The sequence below is a fragment of the Agrobacterium sp. K11 genome, from assembly GCF_059429395.1.
The window spans coordinates 197,071-214,192 of sequence record NZ_JCAHRB010000004.1 but is presented as its reverse complement, the minus strand read 5'-3'; the positions used below and the strand labels follow the sequence as shown (position 1 = coordinate 214,192).

14 protein-coding genes are annotated in these 17,122 nt (G+C 59.3%); 3 read left to right on the top strand and 11 right to left on the bottom strand.

Annotation, left to right across the window (positions count from 1 at the left end):
* Nucleotides 1-183 precede the first annotated feature (183 nt).
* From AC5SEO_RS10735 to AC5SEO_RS10720, 4 genes are all read right to left on the bottom strand, one after another.
* Nucleotides 184-948 (bottom strand): HugZ family pyridoxamine 5'-phosphate oxidase, encoded by a 765-nt coding sequence (locus tag AC5SEO_RS10735; protein WP_174068535.1) that lies wholly within the window; start codon nucleotides 946-948, stop codon nucleotides 184-186.
* A gap of 67 nt (nucleotides 949-1,015) precedes the next feature.
* Nucleotides 1,016-2,683, bottom strand: coding sequence for a thiamine pyrophosphate-binding protein (locus AC5SEO_RS10730; protein WP_038491656.1), 1,668 nt, complete (start codon nucleotides 2,681-2,683; stop codon nucleotides 1,016-1,018).
* On the bottom strand, nucleotides 2,680-3,882 hold the full coding sequence (caiB, locus tag AC5SEO_RS10725; protein WP_174068534.1) for a succinate--glutarate CoA-transferase: 1,203 nt from the start codon (nucleotides 3,880-3,882) through the stop codon (nucleotides 2,680-2,682). The genes AC5SEO_RS10730 and caiB overlap by 4 nt, the downstream gene beginning before the upstream one ends.
* Nucleotides 3,883-3,982: 100 nt before the next feature.
* Nucleotides 3,983-4,954, bottom strand: a complete 972-nt coding sequence (locus AC5SEO_RS10720) for an alpha/beta fold hydrolase (protein ID WP_174068632.1) — start codon at nucleotides 4,952-4,954, stop codon at nucleotides 3,983-3,985.
* A 127-nt stretch (nucleotides 4,955-5,081) separates the two neighbouring features.
* Between AC5SEO_RS10720 and ettA the strand changes: the two genes are divergently transcribed.
* The 3 genes from ettA to metF all read left to right on the top strand — a co-directional run bounded on the left by ettA (nucleotide 5,082) and on the right by metF (nucleotide 8,815).
* Nucleotides 5,082-6,731, top strand: coding sequence for an energy-dependent translational throttle protein EttA (ettA, locus tag AC5SEO_RS10715; protein WP_003513287.1), 1,650 nt, complete (start codon nucleotides 5,082-5,084; stop codon nucleotides 6,729-6,731).
* A gap of 163 nt (nucleotides 6,732-6,894) precedes the next feature.
* The gene (locus AC5SEO_RS10710; protein WP_019565268.1) at nucleotides 6,895-7,908 is read left to right on the top strand and encodes an ArsR/SmtB family transcription factor; all 1,014 of its coding nucleotides are present in this window, start codon (nucleotides 6,895-6,897) and stop codon (nucleotides 7,906-7,908) included.
* A 1-nt stretch (nucleotide 7,909) separates the two neighbouring features.
* Nucleotides 7,910-8,815: a methylenetetrahydrofolate reductase [NAD(P)H] gene (metF, locus tag AC5SEO_RS10705; RefSeq protein WP_065662300.1), complete on the top strand. Its 906-nt coding sequence runs from the start codon at nucleotides 7,910-7,912 to the stop codon at nucleotides 8,813-8,815.
* Between the two features lie 464 nt (nucleotides 8,816-9,279).
* Here metF and AC5SEO_RS10700 read toward each other — a convergent pair whose 3' ends face one another.
* The 7 genes from AC5SEO_RS10700 to AC5SEO_RS10670 form a co-directional block, all read right to left on the bottom strand.
* Nucleotides 9,280-10,506 carry a lytic murein transglycosylase gene (locus AC5SEO_RS10700; protein ID WP_003513276.1) on the bottom strand — a complete coding sequence of 409 codons (1,227 nt, stop codon included), beginning with the start codon at nucleotides 10,504-10,506 and terminating at the stop codon, nucleotides 9,280-9,282.
* Nucleotides 10,507-10,628: 122 nt separating this feature from the next.
* Nucleotides 10,629-11,408: a glycoside hydrolase family 25 protein gene (locus AC5SEO_RS10695; protein WP_013636525.1), complete on the bottom strand. Its 780-nt coding sequence runs from the start codon at nucleotides 11,406-11,408 to the stop codon at nucleotides 10,629-10,631.
* Between the two features lie 245 nt (nucleotides 11,409-11,653).
* On the bottom strand, nucleotides 11,654-12,370 hold the full coding sequence (locus AC5SEO_RS10690) for a class I SAM-dependent methyltransferase (RefSeq protein WP_013636524.1): 717 nt from the start codon (nucleotides 12,368-12,370) through the stop codon (nucleotides 11,654-11,656).
* Nucleotides 12,367-13,617, bottom strand: a complete 1,251-nt coding sequence (locus tag AC5SEO_RS10685) for a BtaA family protein (RefSeq protein ID WP_174068533.1) — start codon at nucleotides 13,615-13,617, stop codon at nucleotides 12,367-12,369. Before AC5SEO_RS10685 ends, AC5SEO_RS10690 begins: the two co-directional genes overlap by 4 nt.
* A 294-nt stretch (nucleotides 13,618-13,911) precedes the next feature.
* Nucleotides 13,912-14,991, bottom strand: coding sequence for a lytic transglycosylase domain-containing protein (locus AC5SEO_RS10680; protein WP_141193310.1), 1,080 nt, complete (start codon nucleotides 14,989-14,991; stop codon nucleotides 13,912-13,914).
* A gap of 125 nt (nucleotides 14,992-15,116) precedes the next feature.
* Entirely contained in the window at nucleotides 15,117-15,752 is a 636-nt protein-coding gene (locus AC5SEO_RS10675) for a LysE family translocator (RefSeq protein ID WP_025594056.1), read from the bottom strand.
* A 51-nt stretch (nucleotides 15,753-15,803) separates the two neighbouring features.
* Entirely contained in the window at nucleotides 15,804-17,015 is a 1,212-nt protein-coding gene (locus AC5SEO_RS10670; protein ID WP_174068532.1) for a pyrophosphate--fructose-6-phosphate 1-phosphotransferase, read from the bottom strand.
* Nucleotides 17,016-17,122 lie beyond the last annotated feature (107 nt).

Here is a 17,122-nt window from a genome sequence, read left to right as displayed (position 1 = left end):
GGTTGCGGAATGCAGCCCGGCCTTTTTTGTTGGGAAAATTCGAAACGCTCGTTTTGTCATCCTCGGGCTTGTTCCTAGGATCCAATCACTTATCGCAAATTGATAGGTAGCAGATGCTAGGGGCAGGCCCGAGCATGACGGAGGAGAGGCGATTGTCCCAGGTTTGTGAATCGCTTGCGCCCATCACTTCACTGGCTGGGCGAGCGCCTTCTCAAGCTGCTTCAACGTCCTCACCCGTTCTGCAAACCACAGCCGTGCCAGGTCGTTGGCTGAGGCGAGGTCGATACCATCAGGGTCTATGGAAGTGATTTTCCAGCGTGCGGTTTTCGCACCCGCAAGAGCGGCCAGCCGTGATGCCTCGCCCTTGATGGCGTTGAGGCGCGCGGCCTCGTCCGCTGCCGCAGCCATCAGCTGTTCCACGCCGGAAAGGTCACTGCGCAGATCGGCAGGTGTGATGTTGCTGGCGTTGCGGGCCGGGCCACCATTGATCTGAACGCCCTCTGTCCGCAGCCGGTAGAGCCTTGTATCGGGAAGAGAGAGGTAGAGTTTTGCCTTGGGATAGCGGTCGATGTAGCGCTGTCTGGCAAGCGGCACTTCTTCCGGATCGATCAGTTCCGCCTTGCCTACCAGTGTCAGCCGCGGCAGCGTCAGCGCGTCGCCCTTGCCGAAGGGGGCAAGTGTCAACGAGATGCGCGGGTCGGCCTCCATGTTGCGGGCATGCAGCGTCAGGCCCGCCGCGAAGAAGAACGGCTTACCATCCGGCTCGATGCCGATATTGGTGGCGGTCGTATAGGGATAACCGCTGACCGGATCGAGGGTCGCGAGCGCCGCCGTGCGGGATGTGTGCAGGACATCGCGTGCCACGCGCACGGCCTCGAATGGCGCACCGGCCGAAGGTTCGATCTTTGCGCCGCGTGGGGTGATGACGGGAGGGGCTGCATCCGGCATGTCGTTTCCTAACCTGTATGTTCTAGTCAGGATTTACACCATGCCGGAGCCATGTCCATGCGCAATATCAGGTCCGGCTTCTGATCTGGGTCAGCGTGCGGGTTGGCGTGATCGCTTCGGCATCCAGCTTCACCTCGATGATGGCGGGCTTGCCGCTTGCCCGGGCGCGTTCGAAGGCGGCGGCGAAGTCTTGCGTCTTTTCGACCGTTTCGCCGTGGCCACCATAGGCCTTGGCGAAGGCCGCGAAATCCGGGTTGACGAGATCGGTGCCGCTGACGCGGCCGGGATATTCCCGCTCCTGATGCATGCGGATCGTGCCGTAGGTACCGTTATTGACCAGCACGGTGATGATAGGCAGTCCATACCGCACGGCGGTGATGAATTCCTGCCCATGCATCATGAAGCAGCCATCACCGGCAAAGCAGATCACCTCGCGCTCGGGAAACAGGTGCTTGGCGGCCACGGCCGCCGGCAGGCCGTACCCCATCGAGCCGGAGGTCGGCGCCGATTGAGTGTTGAAGCGGCGGAAGCGGTGGAAGCGGTGCACCCAGGTGGCATAGTTGCCCGCGCCATTGGTGAAGATGGCATCATCCGGCACGTTGGCCTCGATCCAGTCCATGATCGGACCCATCTGCACCGCGCCCGGACCGGTCTGCGGCGGTGTCGACCAGGTAAGGTAAGCCGAATGCATGGTGGCCGTGCGGTCCGCCCAGGCGGCGTTATCGGGGAGCGTTACGGAAGAAAGGGCGGCGACGAAATCATCCGGTGAGGCGCAGATTGCGAGATCGGGGCGATAGACGCGGCCAAGCTCTTCGGCTTCCGGGTAGATGTGGACAAGTTTCTGCGACGGGTAGGGAATGTCGATCAGCGTGTAGCCGGAGGAAGGCATTTCCGAGAGGCGACCGCCGAGCAGCACCACGAGGTCGGCTTCCTTGATTTCCTTCGCCAAGGCCGGGTTGATGCCAATTCCGACATCGCCCGCGTAAGATGGGCTCAAGTGATCGAACAGCATCTGGCGACGGAAGGAGCAGCCGACGGGCAGTTTGTTCCTTTCGGCAAAAGCCGTGAAGCTTGCGACGCTTTCTTCGGACCAGCGTGTGCCGCCGATGATGAAGATTGGCCGCTTGGCCTCGCCCAGCATTTTTGAGAAAGCGGCGATCTGCGACGGGCCGGGATGCGCTTCGACCGGGGTATAGGGCTTTGCCTTGGGGGCTTCAACCTCTTCAACCAGCATGTCTTCGGGTAGCGTCAGCACCACGGGGCCGGGGCGGCCGGAGGTGGCGACGGCAAAGGCGCGGGTGACGAATTCCGGAATGCGGCGCGCATCGTCGATCTCGCCCACCCATTTGGCGAATTCGGTAAAGGCGCGGCGATATTCCACTTCCTGAAACGCCTCACGCTCGCGGGCTTCGCGCTGTACCTGGCCGATGAACAGGATCATCGGAATGGAATCCTGCCTTGCGATATGCAGGCCGGCCGAGGCGTTGGTTGCGCCGGGACCGCGCGTTACCATGCAGATGCCGGGTTCGCCGGTCAGCCTGCCCCAGGTGTCGGCCATCATGGCAGCGCCGCCTTCCTGGCGGCAGACCACGGTTTCAATGCCGCTTTCATAAAGCGCGTCCAGCACCGCCAGATAGCTTTCACCGGGAACGCAGGAAACGCGGGAGACGCCATTGGCTTTCAGCGCTTCGACGATCAGTTGTCCGCCTGTTCTTTTCATTCCGGTTGCTTTCATGGCGCCGTGGTCCTTTCGATGTTTTCCAGTTCGGCCAGCACTTGCGCCTGATGCTCGCCAAGCTTCGGGCTCGGGCGTTCGTAACGCAGCGGCGTCTGTGACATGATAATCGGTGTCCGCACACTGGGGATGACGGTGCCATCCTGCGCCTCGAGATCAACACGCAGGCCGCGTGCCTGAACCTGTGGATCGGCGAACATTTCCTCGATGGAGTTGATTGGCCCGGCCGGTACGGCGTTCTGCTCGCAAGCGGTCAGAAGATCGCGCTTCTGCCATTTCAGCGTTTCGGTGGAAATGATCTGCCGGACCTCGACCTTGTGCGCCACGCGGGCCTTGTTTGTCGCGTAACGCTCGTCATCGGCAATCGCGCCAATGCCGAGAATATTACAGAGGCGGCGGAACTGGCCGTCATTGCCGACCGCGAGGATCAGGAAACCATCAGCCGTCGGCACCACCTCATAGGGGGAAATATTCGGATGGGCGTTGCCGAGCCTGACGGGGGCATTGCCGGAAATCAGGTAATTCATATTCTGGTTGGCGAGCACGGCCGACTGCACGTCCAGAAGCGCCATGTCGATATGCTGGCCTTCACCTGACCGCATGGCGTGGATCAGCGCGGCCTGAATGGCTGACACGGAATAGATGCCGGTGAAGATATCGGCAACGGCAACGCCCGCCTTCATAGGCTGACCGTCGGGTTCGCCGGTGATCGACATGAAACCGGACATGCCCTGCACGATATAGTCGTATCCGGCGAAATCGGCATAGGGTCCGGTCTGGCCGAAGCCGGTGATGGAGCAATAGATCAGCTTCGGATTGAGAACCCTGAGACTCTCATAGTCGAGGCCATATTTGGCAAGCCCGCCGCGTTTGAAATTCTCGATGACAACATCGGCGGTGCGCACGAGCCGCCGCACCAGCGCACAGCCTTCCACCGTCTTGAGATCGGCGACGATGGAGCGTTTGCCGCGATTAGTGGCATGGTAATAGGCGGCGGAGAGGTTTTCACCATCTGCGCTTTCGACAAAGGGCGGACCCCATGCGCGGGTATCGTCTCCACCTTCAGGGTTCTCGACTTTGATGACATCCGCACCCATATCGGCCAGCATCTGCCCCGCCCAGGGACCGGCCAGAACACGCGCCAGTTCGATGACGCGAATACCTGATAGTGGCGGTTTCCTGTTCGGCGTTTCGGTCATTTGTCCCCCGGTGTTTTCTGCTTGCCGGTTTATAGACGTCTCCCCGCATTGCCGCATGTGATTTTATCTCATGGACTTATTCCGTTTCGGCAAAGGCTCGTCATTTGCCAACGACGCGGCCGCACCAGGCGGCGAAATCCGCAGCCACGGCATGCCAGCCGATCTCGTTCAGGGTTTCGTGGCGCATGCCCCGATAGATCGTGTGTTCGACATGGCCGAAACCCGCTTCGCGGAAGCGTTCGGCAAGCCAGACGATCTCCTTGCCGTCATTGGTCGCGGCATCCTGATCGCCGCTGACAAGCAAAATCGGCAGCGTCTTCGGCAGGCGTTCGATGAGCCTCGGCGCACGATAGGACAATTCAAAGACATCCTGCCACAGGGAGACGCTGGCCTCGAACTGGCAAAGCGGATCCTCCACATAAGCGTCCACCGCTAACCTGTCATGGCTCAGCCAATCCGCATGAGTGCGTTTTTCCGGCATTCTGGCATTCCAGGCACGGAAGGTTGCTTTGGGCAGGATGGCGCTCGGCACATCAGAGCCTTTCAGCATCTTTTCAAGGCGCAGCACGATCTGTGCAAGACGGCCCATGACACCGGGATTGAGGTTGGAATTCCAGATGGACAGACCATCAAAGGCATCCGGATGGCTGACGGCGGTGTTGAGCGCCACAAGGCCGCCCATGGAATGGCCGAACAGGATGACCGGCAGGCCGGGATGTCTTTCGCCGACCATCATGCGCATCGCCATGACATCGGCAACGACCTTGCTGGCTCCGTCCTTCCAGGCGAAGCGGCCAATCGGCGCATCGGCAGCCTTTGTGCGGCCATGGCCACGATGATCGTGGGCATAGACCTCGAAACCCTGCTTTGCCATGACATCGGCAAAACGGCGGTAACGGCCGGCGTGCTCCACCAGGCCGTGGCAGATCATCAGCACGCCGCGCGCCGGAGAAAGGGCAGAGGGCTGGTGGCGAAAGGCGATGGATGCGCCTGATGGAGCGTCGAGCCTCTCAATCCGGCTGAACGTCAAGTCATCCGTCGTCTCATTCATGCTTTCACCCGTGCCTGCCATGGTATCCCTTGTCATAATCATGGGGTCAAAATCGTGCCAGAGGTTGCCCCAAGGTCCTATTTACCCTACATAGCGGCAAATTTCCCGATACGTACTCTTTAAAATCCGATGTGGAGCATTCGCTACAATGGCACGTCAATTCATCTATCACATGGCCGGGCTGAACAAGTCCTATGGCGCGAAGAAGGTTCTTGAGAACGTCCATCTCTCCTTCTACCCCGATGCCAAGATCGGTATCCTCGGTCCGAACGGTGCCGGTAAGTCGACCGTTTTGAAGATCATGGCCGGTCTCGACAAGGAATATACCGGTGAGGCCTGGCTCGCTGAGGGTGCGACGCTCGGTTATCTCGAGCAGGAGCCGAAGCTCGACGAAAACAAGACCGTGATGGAAAACGTCATGGAAGGTGTGGCGAGCAAGACGGCAATCGTCGACCGCTACAACGAGCTGATGATGAACTATTCCGACGAAACGGCGGATGAGGGCGCAAAGCTTCAGGACATCATTGACAGCCAGAACCTGTGGGATCTGGAAAATCAGGTCGAAATGGCCATGGATGCGCTGCGTTGCCCGCCTGGCGACTCGGCAGTAACCGGCCTTTCGGGTGGTGAGCGTCGCCGCGTGGCGCTCTGCAAGCTGCTGCTTTCGCAGCCTGACCTGCTGCTGCTCGACGAACCGACCAACCATCTTGACGCTGAAACCATCGCCTGGCTCGAAAAGCACCTGCGCGACTATCCCGGCGCCGTGATGATGATCACCCACGATCGCTACTTCCTCGACAACGTCACCGGCTGGATTCTCGAACTCGACCGTGGCCGTGGTATTCCCTACGAAGGCAATTATTCCGCCTATCTGCAGGCAAAAGCCAAGCGCATGCAGCAGGAATCCCGCGAAGACGCCTCGCGCCAGAAGGCCATCAGCCGCGAACAGGAGTGGATCGCTTCCAGCCCCAAGGCTCGCCAGACGAAGTCCAAGGCGCGTATCCGCGCTTATGACGAACTGGTGGAAGCCGCTGAAAATCGCCGTCCCGGCGACGCGCAGATCGTCATTCCGGTCGCCGAGCGTCTGGGCCGCGTCGTTATCGAGGCGGAAAACCTCACAAAGTCCTATGGTGACCGGGTTCTGATCGAAAACCTCACCTTCAAGCTGCCTCCGGGCGGCATCGTCGGCGTCATCGGCCCGAACGGTGCTGGTAAAACCACGCTGTTTCGCATGATCACCGGTCAGGAAAAGCCCGATAGCGGTTCGGTGACCATTGGTGAGACCGTGCACCTTGGTTACGTCGACCAGAGCCGCGATACGCTGGCGGGTGACAAAACCGTCTGGGAGGAAATCTCCGGCGGCAACGACATCATCAAGCTCGGCAAGTTCGAAACGAACTCCCGCGCTTATTGCGGCGCCTTCAACTTCAAGGGCGGCGATCAGCAGCAGAAGGTCGGCAACCTCTCCGGTGGTCAGCGTAACCGCGTTCACCTTGCCAAGATGCTGAAGGCAGGCGGCAACGTGCTGCTGCTCGACGAACCGACCAACGACCTTGATACGGAAACGCTGGCAGCGCTCGAAGAAGCGCTGGAAGCCTTCGCCGGTTGCGCCGTTATCATCAGCCACGATCGCATGTTCCTCGACCGTCTGGCCACTCACATCCTCGCCTTCGAGGGTGACAGCCACGTGGAATGGTTCGAAGGCAACTTCGAAGACTATGAAAAGGACAAGGTCCGTCGTCTCGGCCCGGAAAGCATCAAGCCCGGCCGCGTCAGCTACAAGCGCCTGACGCGCTGATCCTGTTCTCGGATCACTTCATAAAGGCCCGCCCAAAAGCGGGCCTTTTTTGATGCAATAAATGGGGCTTGAGGGGAGAGCGTGGCAAATTGCGCTTGCATCTCGCGTGACGCCGACATAAAGATATCTTTATATGTTGATTAGATTGCAAGGTGCGGCAGACGTGGCGTTCGGTTTGGATAAATTGGTGGATCTCTTGAAGGCGGCCGGCGAGCCGACGCGCTTTCGCTTGCTGGCGCTTCTGGCGGCCGGCGATCTGACCGTCACCGATCTCACCGAAATTCTCGGCCAGTCGCAGCCCCGTATTTCCCGTCATCTCAAGCTTTTGACGGAAGAAGGGTTGATCGAGCGCTATCAGGAAGGCGCCTGGGCCTATTTCCGCCTGCGGCAGGATGGCGAGCCCGCCGTTGTTATCAGGCAGCTGCTGGGCGCCGCATCGCCCTCTGACGCCGTTCTCCAGCGCGACAGCGAACGCCTTGCCACCGTCAAGCGGGTAAGGGCGGAGCGGGCGCAGGATTATTTCAGCCGCAATGCCTCCGCCTGGGACGAGCTGCGCCGCCTGCATGTGAGCGACGAGGCCGTGGAAGGGGCATTGCTGAAGCTGGTCGGAACCACCCCGATCGACTCGCTGCTCGATCTCGGTACCGGCACGGGCCGCATCCTGCAGCTTCTGAGCGGTATCTATCGCCGGGCAATCGGTGTCGATGCCAGCCGCGACATGTTGTCGGTGGCGCGCTCCAATCTGGACAAGGCGGGCGTGGTCAATGCATCCGTTCGCCATGGCGATATTCTCAACCTGCCGCTGGAAGGCCAGGATTTCGATCTGATCGTCATCCATCAGGTTCTGCATTTTCTCGACCAGCCGGAGATCGCGCTTTCCGAAGCCGCCCGCATGCTGCGTCCCGGTGGCCGGCTGATCGTCATCGATCTTGCACCCCATTCCTTCGAGCATCTTCGCGACGAGCATGCGCATGTGCGGCTTGGCTTTTCGCATCCGCTTATGGATGAATGGCTGAAAAAGGCCGGGCTCGTGCTCGACCGTGCCGTCGATCTTCATTCTGAACGGGCGTCCGATGAATCCTTGGACGTCACGATATGGGTTGCCCGCGACCAGCGGCTGCTGATGGCAGACGATGTGGTGCAAGAGGCCGTTTTACTTGCTGCCGGGAGGGCATGATATGTTGAGGTCGGAAACCGCGCGCCAGAATGGCGAAATCCGGGGGGATATCCGGTTATCTTTCGAGTTTTTCCCGCCCAAGAACCCCGAGATGGAGAACCAGCTCTGGGAAACGGTTGCCGAGCTGAAGAAATGGGATCCGGATTTCGTCTCCGTCACCTATGGCGCGGGCGGTTCCACCAAGGCGCCGACGCTGGATGCGGTGCGCCGGATGATCGGTGACAGTCATCTGCCGACCGCCGCGCACCTGACCTGCGTTGATGCCAGCCGTGACGACGTGCATCAGGTCGTTGAAGAGTTTCGCAATGCTGGCGTTCGCCATTTCGTGGCGCTGCGCGGCGATCCGTCGACCGGTATCGGCACGGATTACAGGCCGCATCCGCAAGGTTACGAGAATGCCGCCGCCCTGGTGAAGGGGCTACGCGATATCAGCGATTTCGAGGTTTCAGTTTCTGCTTATCCCGAAAAGCACCCGGAGAGCGCCAGCGATGCGGTCGATATCGATATGCTGAAGCGCAAGGCGGACAACGGCGCAACGCGGGCGCTGACGCAGTTCTTCTTCGATAATGACGTGTTCGAGCGCTACATGGAGCGGGTTACGGCTGCGGGCATCACCATTCCGGTCGTTCCGGGTATCATGCCGATCCAGAACCTGACCCAGCTCAAGCGTTTCGCCGGCCGCTGCGGTACCAGTGTGCCCAGTTTTCTGGATGAGCGTTTTGCAGGTTATGATGACGATCTCGAGGGACGCGCCCGCGTTGCGGCGGAAGTTGCTGCCGAGCAGATCGCCGATCTTCAACGGCGCGGTGTCAACGAGTTCCATCTCTACACCATGAACCGTGCGCCGCTGGTCGATGCGGTGCTTGAGAACCTCGGTCTTGAGCGTTTGCGCCGCAGCGCCGCCTGATTTCAGATATTCCATTTACGACAGGAAAAAAGCGCAGGCCCGACAGGACCTGCGCTTTTCAAACTCGTGTCATCTACGGTTCTTTTCTGCGTTTGGTCTTCACGTCTCGTCAGATGAAAAGCATCATCGCTACGAACAAAAACGCCAAACCGACTGCCAAGGCATTGAGAGATTTTGTAAGTCCCATGGGTGCCTCCTGTTGTTGACAGGTTCGATAATATGACCGTTTTGTGGCACTTGAAAAGCGGTTTCTGTGATGCGGTGCAGCATGCTTTGTCGCCGCTAAAAAAAGTAACTTCTGTAATTCATTGAAAATAAAAGATTATTTTCTCATCACGCAGTGCTTCATATCTTTAAAAAAAGTAAATGACCGGGGTGTTATCCCCAGTCATCCGGTCGAGATTAACAGTTTAAGCCTTGATTCCGGCGATAGATTAAAGGCCCGAAGGTGCGATTAACACAGGTTAAAGCGCCTGGAGAAGTGCCTGGGTCGGCCATCCATCCGCAGGGATTCCGAGACGCTGCTGTTCCTTCTGGATGGCGACGCGGGTGCCGGAACCGAGAATTCCGTCCACCTTGCCAACATCGTGGCCGCGCGCTTCAAGCTTTGTCTGCAACTCTTTCATCGTAGCGTCATCGAAGCCCGGATCGGGATTGCCCTTGTTATAAACAGGGGCGCCCATCAGACGGTTGGCGAAATAGGCAGCCGAGGTCGTGTAGATGAACGACTGGTTCCATTCCAGATAGATGTTGAAGTTGGGATAGGTGAGGAAGGTCGGTCCCTTGCGGCCCTGCGGCATGATGAGGGCTGCGGGCAGGGAGGCGAAATTTTTGTTACCGTCGCGCGGGGTCACGCCGAGGGTAAACCAGTCACCGGCGGTAAGCGAACCGCCGAGGCCGGATTTCTCCCAGGGCAGGTTTTCCGGTACGGAAACTTCCTGCATCCAGGGTTCGCCCTTCTTGAAGCCGAGGTGCTGGATGAATTTCGCCGCCGTGAGGATCGCATCCGGTGCGCTGCTCTTGACGTTGACATGGCCATCGCCATCACCATCGATGCCGAAGGCGATGATGTCCTTGGGCAGCATCTGTACCTGGCCGATTTCACCGGCCCATGCACCCGTGTTGGACGTGGGGTCGAGATCGCCGTGCTGGACCATTTCGATGAGGGCCAGCAATTGCGGACGGAAGAGTTCCGGGCGGCGGCAATCGTGCGAGAGGGTCACCAGCGCGTTACGGGTGTTGAAATCGCCCTGGACGGCGCCGAAATCGGTCTCCATGGCCCAGAAGGCAGCAATGACGCCAGCCGGTATGCCGAATTCGTTCTCGGCACGGGCAAAGGTCGATGACAGCTCCTGCAGCTTTTTGCGGCCGATATCGAGACGGGCCTGGCTGACAGTGCGCTGGGAAAATTCGAGGAAGGTCTGGCGGAAGACGCCCTGTGCGCGGTCACGCGAAAGCACTTTGGGGTCTATCTGCGCGCCGGCCAGCGCCTTTTCGATGGCAGCCGCCGGAACACCCTTGGCAGCGGCCTCAGCCTTCACGCCCTCAAGAAATGCGCCTAGATCACCGCCGCACGCAACCTGCTTTGGATCGTCAGGCGAGGCCACAGGCGGTGTGGCAAGGGCGGAGCCGGTGGAGAGAAGCGACAGAGCGGCGGCAAAAATGATGCTGCGCGACCGAAAAGTGGGCATGGGAATTTCCTCGATAGGTTGTTAGCCCGCTTTACCCACATGTTTGCGACAAAAAAACGGGTCCAGCGATCTGCCGGTGCAGAAGAACGCCGATTTTTCGAATGTGTTGCTTCTTGGCCGTATTATTTGGCCGAAGCGATCCATTTCCGCCAGTTTTTCTCACTTCCGGCGAAGACATTGATGTCGGTTGGGCCGTTGACGCCGGGCACGACGCCGGTGGCCGTATATTGCCAGAAGGCCCACTGCCGGTCTTCGTAAATCTTGGCGGGATGCGCGGCGACGGAGCGCACCCAGAAATGGTAATTCTTGAACTGGCCAACGAGGTTGTCGCGGTGGAAGTCGACCGATGTGTAGATGATCGGGCGCTTGCCGTAGTGGGCCTCGAGGCGGTCGAGGAAACGCTGCATCTCGGCACGGACGATGCCAGGGGCCGGGCGCGTCTTGCAGGTGGGGGAGGAGGGGTTCCATTCAACATCGAGAACCGGCGGCAGGGTGACGGCTTCCTTTGGCACGTTGCTGATGAACCAGTCGGCCTGAGCGTCCGCCGTCGAGCAGAAATAATAGAAATGGTATGGCGCGTGCAGGATATCTGCCGCCGCCGCACTGCGCCAATGGTCGCCGAATTTCGGATCGATGCGGTCTGAGCCTTCGGTGGCCTTGATGAAGACGAAGGAAACGCCGGATTTGCGCACGGTCCGCCAGTCGACGTCGCCATTCCATTTGGACACATCGATACCATGCACCTCGTGGCGATGCGGGTTGTTCGTGCCAAAATCCTGTGGGTCGGTATCGGAGAATTTCGGCTTGGAAACAGAAGCCGTTTCAAGCAGGTCATAGCTCGTGGACGTACAGCCGCCGATCAACAACATAGCCGACAAAAGTGCCGATAGACGCAGCCGCATTGGAACCCTGATGAATTATTGTTGCCCATCCACGGCCGCAAAATGGCGCGCCGCGTCTCCCGATTTACCCATAACATGGTAAACAAGCCGTTATGGCAAGGGGCAGTGGCGTTTTTTCGGCTCGCAAGTCGCTGGATTCCAAGAGATTTGCGGTCTTTCAGTCCCAGTGGCGTATACTTGTAGGACCGCTGGCTGGCAGCGTCTCGCCCGCATTTGCAGAGGCGAGGCGCCTTAACCCTTGAGGATCAGGCGTCTGCCAGAATACGGCTGACTTTTGGCTGCACTTCGGCGACCGGAAGCGTGATGATGGCCCGCCAGGCGTAACCCCGGGCAATCTCTTCGAATTCGAGATTACCGTCAAAACGGCCTGCCATGTTGGCCAGAACGTAACGGAGATTGGCGCGGGGCGTGACGTGGAAGCGGGTGAGCCATGCTTGCAAAAGTGCGCGGAACCACTTGGGCAATTGTTCCTGCTGGCCGAAATCGACGATGTGCAGCGAGCCGCCGGGCTTGAGAGCTGTCAGCGCCTGTTCGATCGCCTTTTCCCAGTCCGGTATCATCGAAAGCGCATAGGGGATCATGACTCGGTCGAAACCGTCCGGCTGACCGAATTCTGCGGCGCGGAAAGCGGTGGCGTCGGCCACGCGCAGAACGGGGCGTTCCGTCTTTCCGGTAAAATTCTCGGATGCGGTCAGCAGCATTTCGGCGGAGATATCGAGACCGAACAGTCTTGCTTCCGGAAACTTGCGGCTGGCCAGCAGCAGGTTGCGGCCGGTACCGCAGCCGACTTCAAGCAGCGTGCCACCCTTGGGCACGTCGAGGCCGGAAATGGTCCTGTCGCGGCCCAGAAGGTAATATTTGCGGGTAATATCGTAGATATGCCGCTGGTGGCGATACATGCGGTCCATCAGGCTCGCATGCGCCTCATCCGCAAGGCCGACATTCTCGCCGATGGTTTTCATGCCAGAGCCCTCTGATAGATATGGAAGCCGCCATAGATGGCCGAACGGTCCATGGCGTTGAGCTCATTGGAGCGTTCCTCGAGATAGATCCACTGGTTGCGGATATCTGCCGAGAGACGGCCTTCGATCACGCTGTTTTCGGCAGCGGTGCGGAAGATGACGCGGGCGCCGGGAGCGGCGGTGCGGCTGATCTGCGACCACAATTCGTTGAGCTGCACGTCCGTCATCCAGTCCTGCGCATCGAGCAGAATGTAGCGATCGACGCCGTTTGCCGGCTTTTTGGAAAGCAGCTCGGTATAGGTGGCGTGGTGCACGGCAACGCGGGCGGTGTTGTCGCGGATCGTCTCGTAATATTCCCGCTTGAGATAAGCGGGCAGAGCACCCTCATGCGGCTCGGGATAACGGCGCGCGAAGGCCTGCCAGGCGAAATAATTGTCGCTGAGCGGAAAGTTGCAGGCAAGCTTTTCCAGCCGCTCCTTGAGGACGGAGGCGACTGTGCCGTCGTTGGAAAGGCTTGCCAGCTCGTCATATTGGCGGGGCGGAATGCCAAGGCCGAACAGCGAACTTTTTCGCTTCGTCAGCCAGCGCACCACCGGCTTGTCGAACAGCGGTGCGACCTTGCTGTCGAAGAACCGACGCTGTTCATCCAGCGTGCGGCTATTGGCCATTTCGGTCAGCTTGACGCCATGCAGGCGGGCCATAAGGTGGCCGGCGCCGATGAAACGGCCGAGCAGACCGGTGCGGTATATGTTCCTGTCGAATACCGAGATGCGGCGACGGCCGGACAGGGTGCGCTTCGACCAGTAGGCCTTGGTCGTGTCGTCGAGATGGTCGGCGATGAATCGGTCGTAGCCGTGACTATTGCTGCGCGTATTGGCGCGGCCGAACTGACGAACCACATCCTGATGGGCCGGGAGATGGCGGAAGGCGGCAAGCTTCAGCTTGTTGAGAGCGATGTGATGCGGGTTGAGATCCACCACATCGATGCTGGCAGGGTTGCGGGAGAGGTAGGCCAGCATGTTGCAGCCGCCCGAGCCGATGGTGACGATGCGGTGGCCTTCAGCAAGCTCCATCGCTTCCATATCGATTTCCGGGTCTTCCCAGATTTGCGGATAAACCAGACCGGAAAAGAGAACCCCGAAGAACCGTTCGGAAAAACCGCTTTTCGAGAGCGCCTTGTGCTGGAGCAATGCGGACTTCAGTTTCGTATTCTTGCTGAAGCCGGTCTTGGGTGCCGCACTCGTCATATGTTCACCTCTCAATAGATTGAGAGGCGTCTACAGTCACGACGCTACAGTTTGATGACAGGGGTTGTGGGCCGACGTAACGAATCGAAAAGGCGGTGTGAAACCAACTCAGGTCTCAAGCTTAGATTTGGATGTGACGTCATCCTCGGGCTTGTAACGAGGATCTAAGCACATATCGTAAAATCAAAAGCTTGCAGATCCCAGGGACAAGCCCGAGGATGACAAAAGTGACGTGCTCGACGTTTTTAAGAAAAGCCGCTTTGCCGCATTGCAGTCCCGGCTCTGCTCAAAGGCTTACTTGCGCAGAACGTGCAGCATGCCCTTGCGCTTGGCATCGTAATAATAACCGCGTGCATAAAGCCTGACAGCATTGTCCCGGTTGTTGTCGGCAACAAGCCAGGCGCCGCTCAGATATTTGACGGCATATTTGAGGTTGGTTTCGGCATCGAACAGGCCAGAGGCGGGGCCATCAAAGCCCATGGAGCGGGCCGTGGCGTGCTTGATCTGCATCAGGCCGAAGTGGCCGCCATTATAGGCGCCGGGATTGTATCTGCTTTCACGCTGCACCACGCGATGCACCAGATCTTCCGGCACATTATACATGACAGCGTATTTCGAAATAAGCCCGCTCAGCTTTTCACGTCCGGCCGGCGCGGATTTGTACGGCGCCGTCATCGTTTCGTTCTGCCGGATAGCGGCAAGGGCGGCGTTGGTCGGACCGGCCGCATAGGCCAGAACCGTGCTGTCCGGCTTCGGCAGGGGAATGACTTTCCGTTCCGCGGTCAGTTCGGTACCGATCGACGGCGTTCCGGGCGGCGGCGGTGCGGGCGGGAAGCTGCCCTTGACGGCAACCACCTGCGGCAGGTCGGCGGCAGAGTTGTGGGCCGCCGGTTTCGCGGCGGCACTTGCGGTTTCGATCGCTGCGGCTGCCGGCGTTGCGGCGTGCGGTGCAAGAGCCGCAGCCGTCGTCGGCGCGGCTGTCGTTACCGTTGCCTGCGCGACCTCTGTCTGTTGTTGCTGTGGCTGCATTTGGGTTGGGCTCGCCACTGCCGCTGCAATTTCCGCTGCCGGCGGCAGCGCCACGCGGCCACCCTTGACGGCGGCGACGGTTGGAAGCGATTCGGGCTGGGAAGAGGCTGCCACGTCAGTGGCATGTGCTGCCGGTGCGGCGGTATCAGCCGGGGTACCAGCCGTTTCCGACTGTGCGGAGGCTTGTGCCGGTGCGGTCTGGTTGACTGCGGCTATTTTCGGGCCGTTCGGCCCTTCCTTTGCGGCATATTCTACGCTGGTGCATCCGGCCAAAGCCAGTGCAAGGCCCACCGTGGAAGACAGAAGAAGTGCGCTTCTTCCGCGGAATTTTGCCGAATTTCGCATGTTGCCGCCTTCGTTATGCCTGTCTGTCGATACCCCCGCGTCGAGCGAAGCAGGCAGTGTCCCATCGAGCCTTCATTAACCTATTGTAAGGATAGCGGCAAGCCGGGACGTGGCGTCGCGGTTTTTCAGGCGGCGATGCGGCGGTATCCGGCGCTGACGGCACGGCCAGAAATGAAGTGAGTGCGGTATTTCGGCCGGATTTTTTTGTTGCCGGACATGCGGCGCACCAGTGCCAGCGTGGAGCCGGCGAAGAGTGCCTGCGCTGCCAGAATGCCAAGTGCCAGCAACAGGATTGCGGCCTGCGCTACGGCCAGCGTTTCGACCGCATTGCCGGAGGTGGAAACGAATTGCGGCAACAGTGCCAGGAAGAACATGAAATAGCGCGGACGCAACGCTGCAATGGCGTAGCAATCACGGAAAATGCCGCTGGATGATTTGCCGGGCAGATTGTCATTGTCTGCATTGGCTGCCTGGGCGGCGGGGGTGGCAAAGGTCCATAACAGGAAAAGAATCAGCCAGCCGATACCAGTCCACTGAACGATTTCCACAAAGGCATGCGGCAGATAGGCAAGGCCAGCCGCTGGAATCGCAGATATCGTCATAGCTGTGACGATGCCAAGCGCGCCGCCAGTGACAGAGGCAAACACCGTTTTTCTGCCGCGGATAGCGGCATAGGAGGCGACAGAGAATACAAGTGGAGAGGGAAGTGCGAACACAACGGCACATGCTGCACAAAAAACCAGCCACGCCTGTCCAGACATTCTCTTCCTCCTTGCCCTCCCTGTCGCCGCTTTCTCCAGCCTATCGTAAAATTAGGCCGCTGTGAACGGTTGACCGACGTGTTCCATCACTTCGGTAAACCATTTTGCAGACAGGTCGAAATGCTTTCCGCCCTTGATACGCGGAAACTCGATGGTCCGCAATTTACCCTTTTGGTCTTCGTCGTGGCCGGTGACGCCCGAAACCTTGTTCAGCGCGCTTTCGACGGCAAGATCGACCATGCCCTGGATGAGGCGCAGATCATCGCCATTGGCGGGAGCGGAGCGGGCGAAGTAACCGGATTTCTGGACCATGGAGCGTTCGGCGCCGATGAGGCCGGCGAATTGCTTCTGGAACCAGCCGCCGACATTGATGGTGTCGATCTTCACATGGCCGAAGGCATCGCGCTTGACGGCTTCACCGGCGGCTTCGCGTTCGGCAACGATGGAATCGAGCCCCGCGCCTTCGGAAACGAACAACGTGACGTAGCCGTGTTTGTCCATGATCGCCTTCAGCCGTTCGGCTTCCGCTTCGATGTCGAACGCCATTTCCGGCAGGTAGATGCCGTCTATGTTCTTCATCTGCGTGTTCATCATCAGTCCTTCGACATATTCATTGCCGTTGGTCTTCTGGATGTAGGCGCGGGCGGTCGCAGCCGTCAGCCAGCCGCAATGGCGGCCCATGACTTCGTGGATGACAAAGGTCTTCGGCGCAGCACTCTGCTCGTTGCTGACATTGTCGAAGAAGGAAGCGCCCACTTCGGCCGCGGTCCATGCGCCGAGCGACTGCCTGATCGGAACCACGTCGTTATCCACGGTCTTCGGCAGCCCGACGACGGTCAGATCGTAACCATTGGCGCCGAGATAGGCGGCAAGGTCGGCGGCCGTCGTGTTGGTGTCGTCGCCGCCGATGGTGTGGAGAATGGTGATGCCGTCGGCAGCCAGCCGTTCGGCGGCAACGCGCAGCGGATTTTCACCCTCTTTCACCAGCCCGCGCTTGGTACAATCGGCAGCGTTGGTGAGCTTTACGCGGCTGTTGCCGATCGGTGATCCGCCATAACGGTGCAGCAGATGCGCCTTTTCGCGCATGTCCTTGTTGATCTCGATCCGGTCGCCCAGAAGCACGCCCTGATAGCCGGAACGATAGGCCACAATGTCAATATCAGGCGCGACGTCGCTATAACGCTCGATCAGGCCGCCAACGGCTGAAGAGAGACAGGGAGCAAGGCCACCCGCGGTCAGCATTGCGACTTTCTGTTTGGCCATTGTGGCTCTCCTTTGCTTGGATAGAAAGATATGTCTGGCAAATGGATGCGACAGCCACGTGTAGGTGTAAAGTGAATTTATCACGAAAAATGCCGATTTCTCGCGGT